This window comes from Streptomyces sp. NPDC058157, assembly GCF_042884105.1.
Taxonomy (GTDB): Bacteria; Actinomycetota; Actinomycetes; order Streptomycetales; family Streptomycetaceae; genus Streptomyces.
This window is the reverse complement of the sequence record NZ_JBHVUQ010000027.1, coordinates 1-15,749: the sequence shown is the minus strand read 5'-3', so window position 1 is coordinate 15,749 and position 15,749 is coordinate 1. Positions and strand designations below refer to the sequence as shown.

Here is a 15,749-nt window from a genome sequence, read left to right as displayed (position 1 = left end):
GTCCGCAGCCGACCGACCACCCGAGCCCCCGAAACCTAGCGGAGCGCCCCCGCTGTGCTGCCGTCCGTCAGCTTCCCCGACAGGTCCACCTGCGCCCCCTCCGGCGCCTTCACCGCCAGCCGGTTGCCGTTCGCGGTGCCGTTCACCCCGCCGCCCGTCGCCGTCAGGGACGTGAACTGCGCGCTGCCCGCGGCCAGGACGTACCACTGCCCCGCCCGGGACTTCCACAGCACCCCGGCCAGCACCCTCGGCTCCCGGGCCCCGCACGCCGGCGAGCCCTCCGCCTTGGCCGCCTGCACGGCCAGCGCCGCCCCCGGCGCCAGGAACTGCACCTGGACCCGGTCCGCCGCCCCCTGCCAGGTCTCCGCCCGGCTGCACAGCCAGGTCGCCGCCCCGTCGCCCTCCGGCAACGGCTGCTTCGCGTACGTCCACGCGTTGACGGAGCGCACCCCGTGCGACCGCACCGACGGCAGCAGGCACGCCGTCTTCGACCACTCGCCGAGCTCCGCCGCCTCCGTCACGTCCCGCGCGGCACCCGGCGCGCCCGAGGTCAGCCGGGCCGGGGTCAGCTCGCCCAGGTCGGTGACCAGCCGGGTGGCCCCGTCGCCGGTCAGGGCCAGCGCGTTCCAGCCGGTGCACTGGCCGTTCGGTGCGGGCCCCAGCACCGGCGGGGTCAGCCCGTCCGGGGTGAGCTTCAGCGCGGTCGGCTGGTCACCGGGCTTGAGCAGGTCCCGTACGGCGGCGCCGGTGACCCACGGGGCCGCCAGATAGCGGACGTTGCCGTCGACCCGGCTGAGCACCAGGGCCGTCGCGGTGTCCGCCGTCGCTCCGTCGGTCCGCGCGAAGTCCAGGGCCGCGCCGGCCGTACCGTTGCGCGGCTCGGCGTACCGCACCACCCGCAGCCCGTCGTACAGCAGCACCACCACCGCCTGGTCGACGGTCCCCGCGAACAGCAGTTGCGGCGGCCCCATGGGCGGCCCCGACGGGGTGCCCGGGGTGGCCGAGACCACCACCGACGCGCCGGGGCGGGCCCACACGGCCAGCGCCCGCCGCAGCAGCTCGGTGTCCGCGGCCCGGTCGCCGCGCGCCGGCCACACGGAGTAGTCCGTACGGGAGGACGCCTTCCACGCCGTGGCCGCCACCCGCACCAGCTTCCCCGGGTCCAGGGCCTGCTGCGCCGCAGCGTTCTGCGCGTACAGCGGGGCGGCCGGCCCGTCCGCGCCCCAGCCGCCGCCCGGCAGCGCCAGCAGCGCCCCGCACACCGCGAGCGCGGCCGCCCCGGCCAGGCCCGCCCGGGCGAAGCGGCGCCGGCGCAGCAGGTCGGTGGGCCGGGCCTGGAGCACGCAGGGGTCGAACTCGGGGGAGGCGAACAGGGCGTCGTGCGCCGGGTCCCCGGACTCCGCGACGGCCGCCGCCGGATCGGCCACCCCGGCCTCCGACAGCACCCGCAGCACGTCCGGCTCCGCCAGCCCCTCCAGCGCCCGCAGCACGCACGCCGCCCGGCCGGGGCCGTTCAGGGTGGCCAGCCACTGGTCCAGCGCCAGCTCCTCGGCCCCGCCCGCGCGCGGGAACAGCCGCAGCCCCCATACCTGCGGGAGCAGCGCCGGAAGCTGCCCGCGCAGCGGGAGCGCCTTGAACGTCAGCGGGACCCCCGCCTCCAGGGCGGACCGCAGCACCCGCAGCCGTACGTACGCGTACCCGGACTCGGGCCCTCCCAGCCCGCCCCGCTGCGCCGGCACCCCGCCCTGCACCTCCGCCTCCGCGCCGGAGGCCCGCCGTCCGCGCGGCAGCGCGCGCTGGGTCAGCGAATGGGCGGTGAGCACCCGCCGGTTGCGGCCGAGCGAGGGCGGCAGCACCAGGTAGGCGAGCCGCACCAGCCGCGGGTAGTGCTCGACGATGGCGGCCTCGGCCTGCTCGACGTCGGGGGGCAGGGGGCGGGTGGCGGTATCCGGCGCAGTCACGTTCAGCAGAACGAGCGAATCGTGGGATGGTCACCCGCACCGGCGCACACGTTCGGACGAATCGGGCGCGCCGGGCGTGACGTGGGGAGTACGTGGGGCGCGTCGTCGGCCCGGCCCGGCCCGGCCGGTCAGGCGACGAGCCGCGCGCGCAGCGCCTCGACCGTCTCGTCCGGGACCTTCAGGCCCTCGCGGACGTACTTCTCCATCGACCCGAAGCGCAGGTAGAGCTCGTCCAGGCCCGCCTCCAGGTACGAGGGGAACACCCCGATCAGCGCCAGCGCGATGTCCGGGTCCCCGCCGGCGGCCGTGAAGCCCTCGATCATCGGGGCGAACGCCGCCTTCACCGCCGGGTTCACCGACAGGTATTCGGCCATCAGGGTCTCGTCGTCCGCGCCGAGCAGCGACAGCAGCACCGTCGCGCCCCAGCCCGTGCGGTCCTTGCCGGCCGTGCAGTGGAACAGCAGCGGGCCCGCCTGCGGGTCGGCGGCCTCGGTCAGCAGCGTGCGGTACGCGGCGTGCGCGGAGGCGGTGGTGACGAAGGAGCGGTAGACCGAGCCGAACAGGGCCTGCGCCTTGCCGTCGCCCAGGTGCTCCTCGGCCACCACCGGGTCGGCGAGGAGGTCCTTGAGCTGCGCGGCGGCGGGCATCCGCGCCTCGCTGATCTTGTCCGCCAGGACGTCGCGCACCAGCAGCCGGGCACCTTCCGGTATCCGGTCCGGGTGGTCGGCCCGCTCGGCGTCGCTGCGCAGGTCGATGACCGTGCGCAGGCCCAGCGCGGCCATCGCCGGGTCGGCGTCGAGGTCGAGCCGGTCGAGTGCGGCCGAGCGCAGGACGAGGCCGGAGCGGACGGTACGGCCACCGGCGAGCGGGGTGCCACCGAGGTCGCGGAGGTTGGCGACGGTGGTGGAGGTCGTGGCGGTCATCGTGGCGGCTCCAGCGTCGGGCGCGCGGCGCGGGGGATCCGGCCGCACGGGGTGAGGTGACTCGTGTAAGGCGTGTGGTGCGAGTGGTGCGTGTCCTGCGGGGTGCGGGGCGGTGGCGGCCGCCGTCGCGTTGCTTGGTCACATATGAGCGATTTTCCGATGGTTCGACCGGGAAAGACAATCGACGGCGAACGAGACCCCCATGCCGAGGCCCAGGGCCACGAGGTGCCCGGCGTCGGTGAAGGTCCGCTCCCGCCGCAGCACCGGCCGCACCGCGAGGGCCAGCAGCCCGGCCCGGACCGTCGTGCGGACCGCTCCGCGCGGCAGGGCCGAGGTCAGTGCGCCGAGGACGGCGTTGAAGCCGTAGCTGGTGCCGACGTCCACGGCCCGGCGGGTCTCACGGTCGGCCGTCCGGCGCAGCACCCCGTAGACGAGGAGCGTCGCCGAGGCGTGCCCGAAGAGGAACACCGCGGCCGTCCACCAGGCCCCGTACGCGTACTCCGCGTAGCCCAGCACCGCGACCAGCAGCAGCGCGTACGGCAGCGGCATCGGTTCCTCGACGACGAGCGCACTGCTCAGCAGGGTCTCCCAGCGGCCGCGGTCGAGGTTGTCGACGTTCGTCGAGCAGTCGCGCAGCATCCGCTCCCGCTCGGCCGGAGCCAGCCGCTCCAGCGCGTGGGCCCCCAGCTGGACCCCGCCGGTGTAGAGCGCGCCCAGCGGCCCCAGGGGGAGCGAGGAGGATGACCATGGCAGTGGATTCACCCGTCCATGATCGGATACGGGTCCGGCGCGTGGGGCGGCGGGCCCCGTGAGAGCATGACCGGGACATGTCTGAAACCCGCCCCCGCGTGCCGATGCGCGCCCCGCGCGCCGCGATGTTCGCGGCGGTGTGCGTGGCGCTGGCCGCCGTGGGGCACGCGCACATGTCGGGTGCGGACATCCCCCTGCCCTGGCTCCTGGGAGCCTTCGCCGCCACGGCCGCCCTCGCCTGGACGGCCGCGGGCCGTCGCTGCGGCCCGCTGGGCATCACGGCGTCCCTCCTGGCGGTCCAGGCGGCCCTGCACGTCACCTTCTCCGCAGCCCAGGGTCACACCCACGGCGCCCCGGCCCCGATGGCGGGCCACCACCACCCCCCGACGCACGCCACCGGGCCCGGCGCGACCCACGCCGCCCATGGCCCGGGCCATGCCATGGACGCGGCCGGTGCCGGCCGTGTTCCGGGTGCGGCTCACGTCCGGGACGTGGCCGGTGCGGGGTCCGGGCATGCGTCCGGTCTGGTTGATGCCGGTTCGGCGCATGCCCTGGGCGTGGCTCAGGTCGGGGACGTGGCCGGTGCCGGGTTCGGTCATGCCCCCGGGCTCGCTGACGCCGGTTCGGCGCACAGCTTGGCCGACGCCGTCGGGGCGGCTCACGCCGCCGGGGTGCACGACCCCGCCGCCCTGGCGCACTCCGCCGGTCTGATCGACCCCGCCGGGCTGGCCCATGCCACCGGGATGGCCCACTCCGGCATGGCCCACGCCACCGGGACGGCCTCCCACTCCGGCATGGCGGACGGCATGGCCTCCACCACCGGTACGGCCGACGGCATGGCCGGGCTCGTCGATCTGCTCGGGATGGCCGGGCACGGCGGCTTCGGCATGGTCGCCGCGCACCTGCTCGCCGGGCTGTTCTGCGCCCTCTGGCTCGCCTGGGGCGAGGCCGCCGTGTTCCGGCTGGCCGGGGCCCTCGGGGCCACCGCCCTGCTGGCCGCCCGGCCGCTCGCCCGGGTCCTCGCGCTGCTCCGCACCCGGCCGGCCCCCGTACCCGGCCCGCCCGCGCAGCGCCCCTCGTACCGGCCGCCCCGCCGCCTGCGCGGGGCCGTGCACGCCCATACGGCCGTCCGCCGGGGGCCGCCCCGTCGGCGAGACACCCGCACCACGGCCCTCCGGCCGCTTTCCGCCCGCGCCGCCTGACCGGCGCGCACCCTCCGTACGTGAGGGGAGGGGCGAGACCGGGGGCCGATCCCCTGTTTCGCCGAACCCTAGGACCGACATGTCCCTCGACGACCTCACGGACGCCCGCGCACGGGCCACCGACCCCGCCCCCACACCCGACGCCGCCCCCGCATCCGGCACGGCCACCGGGCCCGCGGCCGAGCCCGAGCCCGGATCCGCAGCCGGGGCCGCCCCCGGCACGGCCACCACGCCCACGCCCGCGGCCGGCACCGAGCCGGACCCCGCGCCCGCAACCGGAGACGAATCCGCACCCGCAGACGAATCCGCACCCGCGGACGACGCCGCCCCCGCCCCCGAAGCCGCCGGCGGAGCCAAGCGGGCCGGTGGGTGGGCCGCCCTGCGGCCGCTGCTCCTGCGCGTGCACTTCTACGCCGGGGTGCTCATAGCCCCCGTCCTCTTCCTCGCCGCCGCCACCGGCCTGCTCTACGCCGGGTCCTGGCAGGCCGAGCGGATCGTCTACTCCCACGAGCTGACCGTCGACCGGGTCGGCGAGGCCGCCGTCCCGCTCAGTACCCAGGTGAAGGCCGCCAAGGCAGCCGAACCCCGCGGCACGGTCGTCGGCGTGTGGCCCGGGCCCGAGGCCGACGCCACCACCCGCGTGATCATGGAGGCCCCGGGCCTGGCGGAGGGCCAGACCCGCACCGTCTTCGTCGACCCCTACACCGCCGAGGTCCGCGGGCAGCTCACCACCAGCGGCGACGCCCTGCCCCTGCGGGCGTGGCTCAGCGAGTTCCACGCCAGCCTCCAGCTCGGGGAGTTCGGCCGGAACTACAGCGAACTCGCCGCCAGCTGGCTCTGGATCGTCGCCCTCGGCGGCCTCGCCCTGTGGATCGGCCGCCGCCGCACCCGCAAGGCCGCCCTCCTCGTACCCGACCGGAAGGCCACCGGCCGCCGCAAGACCCTCTCCTGGCACGGCAGCATCGGCCTCTGGGCCGCCGTGGGCCTCGTCGGCCTCTCCGCGACCGGTCTGACCTGGTCGAAGTACGCCGGTGAGAACATCGGGCAGCTCCAGGACCGGCTCGGCGGGGCCACCCCCTCCGTCGCCGCCAAGCTGACGCCCGGCTCCGGCGGAGCGGACGGCGGCGGCGAGCACGCCGGTCACGTCATGCCCGACGGCACCGAGATGACCATGCCGATGCCCGCCGCCGACATCGGCATCGACAAGGCCGTCGCCGCCGCCCGCGCCGCCGGGGTCACCGAGAGCCTGCGCGTCACCCTGCCCGCCAAGGGCAAGGGCTACGTGGTCAAGGAGGCCGACAAGACCCTGCCCGTGCACCTGGACTCGGTCGCCGTCGACCCCGCCGACGGCCGGATCATGGACGAGCTCCGCTTCGCCGACTACCCGCTGCTCGCGCAGCTGACCCGGTTCGGGATCGACCTGCACATGGGCCTGACCTTCGGCATCGCCAACCAGATCGCGCTCGCCGCGCTCGCCGTCGCGGTGATGTTCCTGATCGTCTGGGGCTACCGGATGTGGTGGATGCGCCGGCCCACCAAGGACCGCGCCCTCTCCGTCGGCCGCGCGCAGCCGCGCGGGGCCTGGCGCCGGCTCCCGGTGACGGTGCTGCTGCCGTTCGCCGCCGTGACCGCGCTGGTGGGCTGGTTCGTCCCGCTGCTGGGACTCAGCCTGCTGGCGTTCCTCGTCGTGGACGGGGCCCTCGGCTTCGCCGCCCGCCGACGGGCGCCGAAGACCGCGTGACCGCGACGGTGACCGTGACCGTGACCGCGTAACGAGGAGGCCGAAGGGCCCGTACCCGCTCCGGCGGGTACGGGCCCTTCGGCCATGTCGTCCGTCAGGGCGTGTACTTGTACCCCACGCGGCGGACGGTCTGGATCGCGCCGCGGTGCGCCGTGCCCAGCTTGCGCCGCAGACGGGCGATGTGGACGTCGACCGTCCGGCCGTCGCCGACGTGGCCGTAGCCCCACACCGTGGTCACCAGCTGGTCGCGGCTGTGCACCCGGTGCGGGTGGGCCACCAGGTGGGCGAGCAGCTCGAACTCCAGGTAGGTGAGGTCGAGGAGTTCGCCGTCCACCTCCGCCGTGCGCTGCGCGGAGTCGATCCGCACGAGCGCGTCTCCGGTGGTGGTCGAGGCCTGAGCCGCAGGCTGGACGGGAGCCGCGGCCCCGGCCCCCGGTCCCTGCACCGGCAGGGGGACGGAGTGCGGGGCGAAGGCGATCGACTGCTGGTCGGCCGGTACGAGGACCAGGTAGCCGACCATCGGCGGCTGGCCGGGCAGCGTGGGCACGGCGTGCTGGGGTGCGGGCAGCCAGGTGGCGCCCGGCGGGAGCAGGTCCACCACCCGGGCCACCTCGTCCCGGTCCACGGCCCGCAGCCGGTGGCGCGGACCGGCCGCCGGGAACGGCGGGAAGGGCAGGGGAGCGGAGGTCGCAGCGGAGGCGGCGGAAGCGATGGAGCGGGTGTTCGCCATGAGTGGTCAGCTCTTTCACGCGGAGTGGTCGGCAGAAGACGTACGTGTGCATGAGCAGCACGTGTGCGTGTGCACGTAGTCGTTGCGTACCGCGCAGACCGAAGGCCCCGGGCGGGTCTGGTGAGAGGTCCCGGAAGGCTTTAGAGGGCCGGCGCGTTCTCGGCGCGGCAACACACCCGGTCGAAGTCGTGGTCCTGACGGGACGGCCAGAACGGCTCCAGGTCGCTGCGACCTGTCGGGGTGTACGGATGGCTGGCCATGTGCGTCATTGAAGCAGAAAGCGCGGGGCCGGGGCAGGCCGCGTCTCACTTCATGGACCGGAATCTCATATTCTGTCGTCAAGTCTTCGTCAGGCCGTCACAATCCCGACAAACCATCAACAGGAAATCCGCTTCCGCCGGTCCGCCCCGTTCACGCGTATCGCATCGTGGGCCGATTCGTCCCACCTCTGCGACAGTCCGGGCGGGTCAGACCAGACCGTCCCGTTCCAGGCCGGTGCAGCAGGTGTCCACGATCAGCCGCGTCACCACGTACGGGTCCACATTCGCGTTCGGGCGGCGGTCCTCGATGTACCCCTTGCCGTCCTTCTCCACCTGCCACGGGATCCGGACGGACGCGCCCCGGTCCGAGACGCCGTAGCTGAACTCGTTCCACGGGGCCGTCTCGTGCAGCCCCGTCAGCCGCTCGTCGATGCCCGCGCCGTAGTTCTTGACGTGGTCCAGCGGCTTGCTGCCCTCGCCCAGCGCCTCGCACGCGGCGATGATCGCGCGGTAGTCCTCGCGCATCGCCTTCGTGGAGAAGTTGGTGTGCGCCCCGGCGCCGTTCCAGTCGCCCTTCACCGGCTTCGGGTTGAGCGTCGCCGACACGTTGAACTCCTCGGCCGTGCGGTACAGCAGCCAGCGCGCGATCCACAGCTGGTCCGAGACCTCCAGCGGGCCGACCGGGCCGACCTGGAACTCCCACTGCCCCGGCATGACCTCCGCGTTGATGCCGGAGATCTCCAGGCCGGCGGCGAGGCAGTGGTCCAGGTGCTTCTCGACGATCTCACGGCCGAAGATCTCGTCCGCGCCGACACCGCAGTAGTAGCCGCCCTGCGCCGCCGGGAAGCCGCCGACCGGGAAGCCGAGCGGGCGGGCGCCGTCGAAGAAGGTGTACTCCTGCTCGATGCCGAAGACCGGCTCCTGCGCGGCGAACTTCTCGGCGACCGGCCGCAGCAGCGCGCGGGTGTTCGACTCGTGCGGGGTCATGTCGATGTTCAGGACCTCGCACAGCACCAGGATGTCCTCCCCGCCGCGGATCGGGTCCGGGCAGGAGAACACGGGCTGGAGCACGCGGTCGGAGGCGTGGCCCTCCGCCTGGTTCGTGCTGGAGCCGTCGAAGCCCCAGACGGGCAGCTCCGCCCCGTCCTGCAGGATCTTCGTCTTCGAGCGGAGCTTCGCCGTCGGCTCGGTGCCGTCGATCCAGATGTACTCAGCCTTGTAGCTCACGGGCCCATCCATCCTGACTCTGCGGGTGCTGCGCGGGTGCTGCGCTCCTGGCCGAAAGCGTCCCCTTCGGCGATTTCTCCTCCATTGCCCGTATGTGAATCCTTTGTTACCGGGGTTTACGCCGCAGGTGGGGCGGCGTACGCGGGTCGCCGGCCGCACGCCCGTCCGGGTGGGGCAGACTGAGCAGGTGAGCATTTCGTACGATTTGAACTCTTCCGGAGAGGGCTCCGAGTGGGCCCCCGGCCGCCCCCGTCCCCGCGTCGGCCTGCTGGGCACCGGCCCCTGGGCCCGCCGCACCCACGCCCCCGCCCTCGCCGCCCACACCGGCTCCGACTTCGCCGGCGTCTGGGGCCGCCGCCCCGAAGCGGCGGCCGAGCTGGCGGCCGCGTCCGGGGTGAAGGTGTACGAAGACCCCGACGAGCTGTTCGCGGACTGCGACGTGGTGGCCTTCGCCCTGCCGCCGGACGTCCAGGCCCCGCTCGCCGTCCGCGCTGCGGCCGCCGGCTGCCACCTGCTGCTCGACAAGCCCGTCGCCACGACCGTCGCGGACGCCCGCGCCGTCGCCGACGCCGCCGCCGCGCACGGCGTCGCCTCCGTCGTCTTCCTGACCCTCCGCTTCGCCGAGCCCACCGCCGGGTGGGTCCTCGACCAGGCCGGGCGCAGCGGCTGGTTCACCGCCTCCGCCCACTGGCTCGGCGCCGTCTACCCGCCCGACGGCGAGCCCAGCGCGTACGCCGAATCGCCCTGGCGCGAGGCCAAGGGCGGCCTGTGGGACGTCGGCCCGCACGCCCTGTCCGTCCTGATCCCGGTCCTGGGCGACGTCACCGCCGTCACCGCCGCCCGCGGGCCGTCCGACCTGGTCCAGCTCGCCCTGCGGCACGCCTCGGGCGCCGCCAGCACCGCCGTCCTCAGCCTGAGCTCGCCGCGCGCGGCGGCCGGGGTGGGGCTGGAACTGCGCGGCGCCGAGGGCGTCTTCAGCCTGCCCGGCTGGAGCGACGTCCCCGGCGCCTACGGGCGCGCCCTCGACGCCGTCCTCACCGCCGCCCGCACCGGCGTCCCGGACCCGCGCGGGGCGGAGTTCGGAGCCCGGCTGACGGAGATCCTGGCGGAGGCGGAGGCCCGGCTGGCCGCTACTTGATGAGGGCGTTGGCGACGATGATGGCCAGCCCGATGGTGGCGTCGGCCAGGCCGATGAGCAGGGCCGAGGCGAGCCGGTAGCCGACCCGGATCGCCACGAAGGAACCCCAGGCGAACAGCAGCGCGGTGTTCAGCCCCAGCCCGACGGCCGTCACCCCGTACGACTCCCAGTGCGCGACCCCGGCGAGGACCAGCAGCAGCACGGTGGGCAGGGTGGCCGCGATCATCGGCCACTCGTTCCACAGCGCCCGCACCAGCAGCCGCCACCGGTGCGCCGCCGAACCGGCCTGGTGGGTGGTCATGTGGTGCGAGTACCCGTGCGCGAGCCCGGCGGTGGCGGCGGTGACGAGGACCCAGCTGGCGTCGTAGAAGGGGGTGTACTCCCCGCCCTTCTGGTCGAGCGCGGCCAGGAGCCCACTGGCCAGCACGGTCCCGTACACCCCGCCGAACATCCAGTCGGCCCCCCGCCGGGGCGGCGGAAGTGTCACGGCGGCGGCGGGCTGCGGATGCTGCTGTTCGGTCATGGTGGTCGTCCGGTCCCTGTGCTCGTCACGGCGCGGCGCGTATGGCGGTTTGCGGTGTTTTCTTCCCTTTGGTGCAGCCCTCACCCTACGAGGTGCGGGATGGGGATGAGATGAAGATCCGCCGGCCTCCCCTCACCCCGCCGCCCCGCCACAGCCGCCGAACGCCGTCTGAGCCGTAGCCAGGAAGCGCCGCACCGCCTCGTGTTCCGTCGGGGTGAGGGATGCCGCGGCCCCGGCCAGCGTTTCGATCGCCGGGCCGAAGAAGGCCTGGCCCAGGCGGGTCGCCTCCGGGGTGACGGACAGCAGGACGCGGCGGCGGTCGCGGGGGTCGCGGGTGCGGGTCACGTGGCCGAGGCGTTCCAGGCGGTCGATCACCGCCGTCGTGCCCGCCGAGTTCAGACCCAGGCGCGAGCCCAGCAGCCCCGCCGTGGCCGGTTCGGCGGCTCGGGCGGCGTCCAGGAGGGAGACCAGTGCCCGTACGTCCGTCGGGTGCATCCCGTTGGCGGCGGCGAACTCCGCCTGCCGCAGGCTGAATTCGATGCTGACCGCCCGCAGCAGGTGCACCAGTTCCAGATGGTTGTCGTCCACGTCGCCTCCGCCTAGGATCTCTCGCTGAGCGAGATTATCGCTCAGCGAGGCATCGAGGGAACGGGGCGGGCGGAATGGTCGAGAGAACGGTCCGGGCGTCCTTCCGTGCCGCCTACGACGAGGTCCTCGGCCAGTGGCCCGTGCCCGTCGAGGCCGTCGACGTCCCCACGCCCTACGGGGTCACCCGCGTCAACAGCTGCGGTCCCGTCGGCGCGCCACCCCTCGTGCTGCTCCCCGGTGGCGGGGCGACCTCCGCCGTGTGGGGCGGCTGCGTCGCCGCCGGGCTCGCCCGGGAGCGGCGGGTGCACGCCGTGGACCTGGTGGGGGAGCCGGGGCTGAGCGTTCCGGCGCCGGAGCGGGCCGTGCGGACCCCCGGAGACCTGGCCGGCTGGCTCGGTGCGCTGCTCGACGCCCTCGCCGACGGGCCCGTGACCCTGGCCGGGCACTCCTACGGCGCCTGGATCGCCGCCCACGCGGCCACCCGCCTGGCCGCCGCGCGGCCGGGGCGGCTGGAGCGGCTCGTGCTGCTCGACCCGACCCAGGTGTTCTCCGGGCTCCGGCCCGGCTACGTCCTGCGCGCGCTGCCGATGCTGGTGCGGCCCACCCCCGGGCGGATTCGCTCGTTCCTCGCCTGGGAGGGCGGCGGGTCCGCGCCGGGCCCGGACCCGGCCTGGCTGCGCCTGCAGGACGAGACGGCCGCCTTCCCCACCGTCCGGCCCGTCACCGGCCCGCGCCCGGACCTCGCCGGGGTCGGGGCGCTGCCGGTCGACGTCCTCCTCGCCGGGGCGGCCCGCTGCCACGACGCCCGGCGCGTCGCACGGGCGGCGCGGGAGGCGCTGCCGGGGGCGCGGGTCGAGGTGCTTCCCGGCGTCCCGCACCACGCCCTGCCGCTCACGGCGGGCGCTGCCGTCGCCCGTTTCCTGGCCGGTTAGCCCCCGCCCGCCCGCCCGCCCCCCGCCCCGCCGGCCCCTACGCCTTGCGGGACAGGGCCTCGCGGACCGCCTCCTCCGAGCGGGCCACGAGTGCCGTGCCGTCCTCGGCGGTGATGATCGGGCGCTGGATCAGCTTCGGGTGGGCGGCGAGGTGGGCGATCCAGCGGGACCGGGCCCCGTCCGTCTCCTCGCGCGGGAGGTCCCGTACGCCGGTCTCCTTCGCCAGGGGGTCTGAGGTGCGGGTGATGTCCCAGGGTTCGAGGCCGAGACGGCCGAGCACCTCGCGGATCTCTGCCTCGGACGGCACGTCCTCCAGGTAGCGGCGCACGGTGTAGTCGGCGCCTTCCGCGTCCAGCAGGGTCAGTGCGCTGCGGCACTTCGAACAGGCGGGATTGATCCAGATCTCCATGGCCGCCAGCCTAGCCAGGTCCCGTCCGGCCAGGGCTTTTGTCAGTGCCCCCCGGTAAAATCGAGGGAGAACGACAGGAAGCCAACTACCGTTTGGGAGGCTGTAGATGGCCGCTGCCGCGAGCATTGTGATGCCCAGGAAGAAGCCGTTGCCGGCGGGGCTGCCCCGCGAGTGGTACGAGAACCACAACCGCCGCCTGAAGGCCATGCGGCTGGCGATCTCCCTGCTCGACACGGGGACGTACGACGCCAAGCGCGCCACCAACCGCAAGATACGGACGATGGCCGTCCGGGTGGGGATCCACCGGCCGTCCAACCACACCTGCCGGATGGTCCGCGCCTTCATCGTCGCGAACGCCGGCTGACGCACGGGTGCGCCGACGGCCGGCCGGCAGCCCCGCCGGCCGGCCGTCGCGCCGTGTCCTACTTCTCCACGAAGACGATCTCCTCCGGCCCGTGGGTCATCCTCACCGTGTTCCCGCCGGTGACCTCGACGACGTGGTGCATGCCCCGGTACACCTCCGGCTTCCCCTGGAGGTAGTACTGGTCGTCCGAGGCCCCCGCCAGATAGGCGCGGAAGCACGACAGGGCGGGCTGCGACGGGTCGCGGTCGAGCTCGAGGTAGTCCTTCAGGCGCCGGAAAAGCTTGGGGAGGATCACCGCGCCCGTGGCCTCGTCCGTGAGTGAGGAGATGTCGGTGACCTGCACCCCCGGCAGGGCCGTGGTCGCGTCCCTCGCCCACACGCCCTTCTTCGGCTCGTGTGCCGCGGCCGCCGCGGCGGCCGCGGCGAGGGAGGCGCGCAGGAGCTCGGGGAACTCGCTGTAGAAGGTCGGGTAGACCAGGCCGGCCTCCATCAGCTTGTAGTTGGCGGTGTTCTTCAGCATCTGCTCGTCGACCTCGACCTGGTAGCCGTTGGGCGCCGGCTGGAAGTCCCTGCCGACCAGGGCGACGCAGCGGCCGAAGACGTCGGCGCCGCGCGTGAGGACGTAGCCGTGCGTGACCTCGGGGATGGTGCTGATGATCTTCTCGTCGTCAGGCTGGTGCGCGTGGCCCGCTTCGACCACCGGCCGGTGGAAGTCCGTGAAGCCGATCAGCCCCAGCAGGGTGTCGGCGGCCGCGTGGGCCAGGTCGAGGGGCTGGTGCTGGACGCCCGACAGCAGGTCCTTCTGGCCGTAGTGGGTCTCCAGCGCGTCGATGCCTTCCAGGCGGATGGAGGCGCTGCCGTCCCACTTCGGTACGACCGGTCTCGCGCCGGGCACCAGCTTCCAGTCGTCCACCTGGTCAGGGGTGAAGGTGACGGTGTCCCCGTCCGGCTTGAGGCCCTTGGCCCGGAAGGTCCCGGTGATCAGCAGCATCGGCATGGACATGGCGGCTCCTACGGGTGTCGGCACCAGGACGCGCAGTGCATGCCCCCTGAACCTAGAGGGGTCCCCGGCCGCCCGACAGACGCTGATCGGGCGACAGCACCAGCAGGGCCACGTCGTCGCGGGGCCCGCCCCCGCTGAAGGCCGCGAGGTCCTGCCAGAGCGCCGGGACGAGGCCCTCCGGGTCGCCCGCCAGGATCGGGACCCGGGTGGCCAGCGGGTAGAAGCAGCCGCTCGCGTCGCGCGCCTCCGTCACCCCGTCGGTGTGCGCGAGCAGCCGGTCGCCGGGCAGCAACGGCAGCTCGGCGACCTCGGGGAGGGCCGGCCCGCCCAGGCCCAGGCCCAGCGGCGGGCCCGGTTCCACGGCCACCTCCGTGACCGCGAAGTCCCGCAGCAGCAGCACCGGCGGATGCCCGCACGAGACGATCCGTACGCGGTCCAGCCCGGGCGGGAACTCCAGCAGCACGGCCGTGGCGAACAGCTCCGGGTGCGCCACGCAGTCCGCCGCCGCGTCGGCCGCCAGCCGCCGGTCCAGCCGGGCCGCGACGGCCGCCAGCCCCGGGTCGTCCAGCACCGCCTCCCGGAAGGCGCCGAGCAGCGAGGCCACCGTGCCGACGGCGGCCAGCCCGTGCCCCTGGACGTCCCCGACCACCGCCCGGACCCCGTACGGCCCGGCCCGTACGTCGTACAGGTCGCCCCCGATGAGCGTGCCCCGCTGGGCCGCCCGGTACAGCCCCGAGCAGTTCACCCCGCCGACCCGCTCCGGGACCGGCGGCAGCACCGCCAGCTGGGCGGCCTCGGCGACGGTGCGGACGCTGACCAGCTGGGCGTCGCGGCGCCGCCGGACCCAGGCGATGACCACGCTGAGCAGGCCGACGGTGGCCACGGTGGCCAGGTCGGCGCCGCGGGCGTGCCCGACGCCGAGCTCGGGGACGCCGAGCAGGACCAGCACGAGGACGGCGAAGAAGGCGGTGCCGACGGCTCCGTAGGAGAAGGCCGCCACGGCGGGCAGGGCCGCCAGGAAGTAGCCGAGTTCCGCGGTGGAGGTGGTCCACTGGGCGGCGCAGAGCACGACCAGTGCCACCACGGGCGCGATCCTGGCCCAGCGGGGCGGCGGGGCCCCGTGCAGCCAGCCGGGCTCGTCCCCTCCGAGTCTCGCCCTCCGTCGCGCCCCAGGTCTCACCCCTCCACCCTGGTACCGGGTCGGGGGCGGCGCACGCCGGGTGGCCCCGGCGGGCTGGCCGGGGCGGGCGCGGGCCGCGACAGTGGAGCCGTGACGCAGACGCAGAGCGCGGCGATCAGCACCCGGCTGAACTGGCTGCGGGCCGGAGTCCTCGGTGCCAACGACGGGATCATCTCCACGGCCGGCCTGGTGGTGGGCGTGGCCGGCGCCACCACCTCGCGGACGGAGATCCTCACGGCCGGGGTGGCCGGGCTGCTGGCCGGCTCGCTGTCGATGGCGGTGGGGGAGTACGTGTCGGTCAGCTCGCAGCGGGACTCGGAGCGGGCGGCGCTGGATCTGGAACGCCGCGAGCTGGCGGAGGACCCGGAGGCGGAGCTGACCGAACTGACGGAGCTGCTGGCCGCGCGGGGCCTGACCCAGGAGGTGGCCCGGGAGGCGGCGGAGCAGCTGACGGAACGGGACGCGCTGAGGGCGCACGCGCGGGTGGAGCTGGGGATCGAGCCGGACGAACTGGCGAACCCGACGCACGCGGCGCTGGCCAGCCTGGTCGCCTTCACGGTGGGGGCGCTGCTGCCCCTGCTGGCGATCGTCCTGCCGGGGGCTTCGGGGAGGGTGCCGGTGACGGTGGGGGCGGTGCTGGGGGCGCTGACGCTGTGCGGGGTGGTGAGCGCGCGGCTGGGCGGGGCGCCGGTGCCGCGGGCGGTGCTGCGGAACGTGCTGGGCGGGGGGCTGGCGATGGCGGTCACCTACGCGGTGGGCACCTGGCTGGGCTCGACCTGACCCCCCTGCTCCCGCTGCGCGGTGCTCGCTCCCCGCCC

16 protein-coding genes are annotated in these 15,749 nt (G+C 74.8%); 6 read left to right on the top strand and 10 right to left on the bottom strand.

What is annotated here, in order from left to right; translation table 11 throughout:
• Positions 1 to 35 precede the first annotated feature (35 nt).
• From ACFVXK_RS09835 to ACFVXK_RS09825, 3 genes are all read right to left on the bottom strand, one after another.
• A complete protein-coding gene (locus ACFVXK_RS09835) occupies positions 36 to 1,961 on the bottom strand; it encodes a hypothetical protein (RefSeq protein ID WP_389610990.1) in 1,926 nt (641 codons plus the stop codon).
• Between the two features lie 128 nt (positions 1,962 to 2,089).
• Positions 2,090 to 2,884, bottom strand: a complete 795-nt coding sequence (locus tag ACFVXK_RS09830; protein WP_389610989.1) for a tyrosine-protein phosphatase — start codon at positions 2,882 to 2,884, stop codon at positions 2,090 to 2,092.
• Between the two features lie 138 nt (positions 2,885 to 3,022).
• Complete coding sequence (locus tag ACFVXK_RS09825) at positions 3,023 to 3,646, bottom strand: rhomboid-like protein (protein WP_389610988.1); 624 nt, start codon at positions 3,644 to 3,646, stop codon at positions 3,023 to 3,025.
• Between the two features lie 65 nt (positions 3,647 to 3,711).
• Between ACFVXK_RS09825 and ACFVXK_RS09820 the strand changes: the two genes are divergently transcribed.
• Positions 3,712 to 4,836 carry a hypothetical protein gene (locus ACFVXK_RS09820; protein ID WP_389610987.1) on the top strand — a complete coding sequence of 375 codons (1,125 nt, stop codon included), beginning with the start codon at positions 3,712 to 3,714 and terminating at the stop codon, positions 4,834 to 4,836.
• Between the two features lie 79 nt (positions 4,837 to 4,915).
• Positions 4,916 to 6,577, top strand: a complete 1,662-nt coding sequence (locus ACFVXK_RS09815) for a PepSY-associated TM helix domain-containing protein (protein ID WP_389610986.1) — start codon at positions 4,916 to 4,918, stop codon at positions 6,575 to 6,577.
• A gap of 94 nt (positions 6,578 to 6,671) precedes the next feature.
• On the opposite strand, the gene ACFVXK_RS09810 is transcribed toward ACFVXK_RS09815, so the two are convergent.
• The gene (locus ACFVXK_RS09810; protein WP_389610985.1) at positions 6,672 to 7,307 is read right to left on the bottom strand and encodes a winged helix-turn-helix domain-containing protein; all 636 of its coding nucleotides are present in this window, start codon (positions 7,305 to 7,307) and stop codon (positions 6,672 to 6,674) included.
• 467 nt (positions 7,308 to 7,774) lie between these two features.
• Positions 7,775 to 8,794 (bottom strand): glutamine synthetase, encoded by a 1,020-nt coding sequence (gene glnII / locus ACFVXK_RS09805; protein ID WP_389610984.1) that lies wholly within the window; start codon positions 8,792 to 8,794, stop codon positions 7,775 to 7,777.
• Between the two features lie 205 nt (positions 8,795 to 8,999).
• On the opposite strand from glnII, the gene ACFVXK_RS09800 reads away from it, so the two are divergent.
• On the top strand, positions 9,000 to 9,932 hold the full coding sequence (locus ACFVXK_RS09800) for a Gfo/Idh/MocA family protein (RefSeq protein WP_389610983.1): 933 nt from the start codon (positions 9,000 to 9,002) through the stop codon (positions 9,930 to 9,932).
• Here the strand turns inward: ACFVXK_RS09800 and ACFVXK_RS09795 are convergent.
• Positions 9,925 to 10,455, bottom strand: coding sequence for a hypothetical protein (locus ACFVXK_RS09795; protein ID WP_389610982.1), 531 nt, complete (start codon positions 10,453 to 10,455; stop codon positions 9,925 to 9,927). The two genes, ACFVXK_RS09800 and ACFVXK_RS09795, sit on opposite strands and share 8 nt — an antisense overlap.
• Positions 10,456 to 10,587: 132 nt before the next feature.
• On the bottom strand, positions 10,588 to 11,043 hold the full coding sequence (locus ACFVXK_RS09790; RefSeq protein ID WP_389610981.1) for a MarR family transcriptional regulator: 456 nt from the start codon (positions 11,041 to 11,043) through the stop codon (positions 10,588 to 10,590).
• 74 nt (positions 11,044 to 11,117) lie between these two features.
• Here ACFVXK_RS09790 and ACFVXK_RS09785 point away from each other — a divergent pair, with 74 nt between their 5' ends.
• On the top strand, positions 11,118 to 11,975 hold the full coding sequence (locus ACFVXK_RS09785) for an alpha/beta fold hydrolase (protein ID WP_389610980.1): 858 nt from the start codon (positions 11,118 to 11,120) through the stop codon (positions 11,973 to 11,975).
• A 37-nt stretch (positions 11,976 to 12,012) separates the two neighbouring features.
• Here the strand turns inward: ACFVXK_RS09785 and ACFVXK_RS09780 are convergent, their stop codons facing one another.
• A complete protein-coding gene (locus ACFVXK_RS09780; protein WP_389610979.1) occupies positions 12,013 to 12,384 on the bottom strand; it encodes an ArsC/Spx/MgsR family protein in 372 nt (123 codons plus the stop codon).
• 106 nt (positions 12,385 to 12,490) lie between these two features.
• Between ACFVXK_RS09780 and ACFVXK_RS09775 the strand changes: the two genes are divergently transcribed.
• On the top strand, positions 12,491 to 12,748 hold the full coding sequence (locus ACFVXK_RS09775) for a hypothetical protein (RefSeq protein WP_389610978.1): 258 nt from the start codon (positions 12,491 to 12,493) through the stop codon (positions 12,746 to 12,748).
• A gap of 58 nt (positions 12,749 to 12,806) precedes the next feature.
• Here ACFVXK_RS09775 and ACFVXK_RS09770 read toward each other — a convergent pair whose 3' ends face one another.
• Together ACFVXK_RS09770 and ACFVXK_RS09765 are read right to left on the bottom strand one after the other, a co-directional pair.
• A complete protein-coding gene (locus ACFVXK_RS09770) occupies positions 12,807 to 13,751 on the bottom strand; it encodes a nuclease (RefSeq protein ID WP_389610977.1) in 945 nt (314 codons plus the stop codon).
• 52 nt (positions 13,752 to 13,803) lie between these two features.
• Positions 13,804 to 14,835 carry a PP2C family protein-serine/threonine phosphatase gene (locus tag ACFVXK_RS09765; RefSeq protein ID WP_389610976.1) on the bottom strand — a complete coding sequence of 344 codons (1,032 nt, stop codon included), beginning with the start codon at positions 14,833 to 14,835 and terminating at the stop codon, positions 13,804 to 13,806.
• Between the two features lie 186 nt (positions 14,836 to 15,021).
• Between ACFVXK_RS09765 and ACFVXK_RS09760 the strand changes: the two genes are divergently transcribed.
• A complete protein-coding gene (locus ACFVXK_RS09760; protein WP_389610975.1) occupies positions 15,022 to 15,711 on the top strand; it encodes a VIT family protein in 690 nt (229 codons plus the stop codon).
• The last annotated feature ends 38 nt before the right edge of the window (positions 15,712 to 15,749 follow it).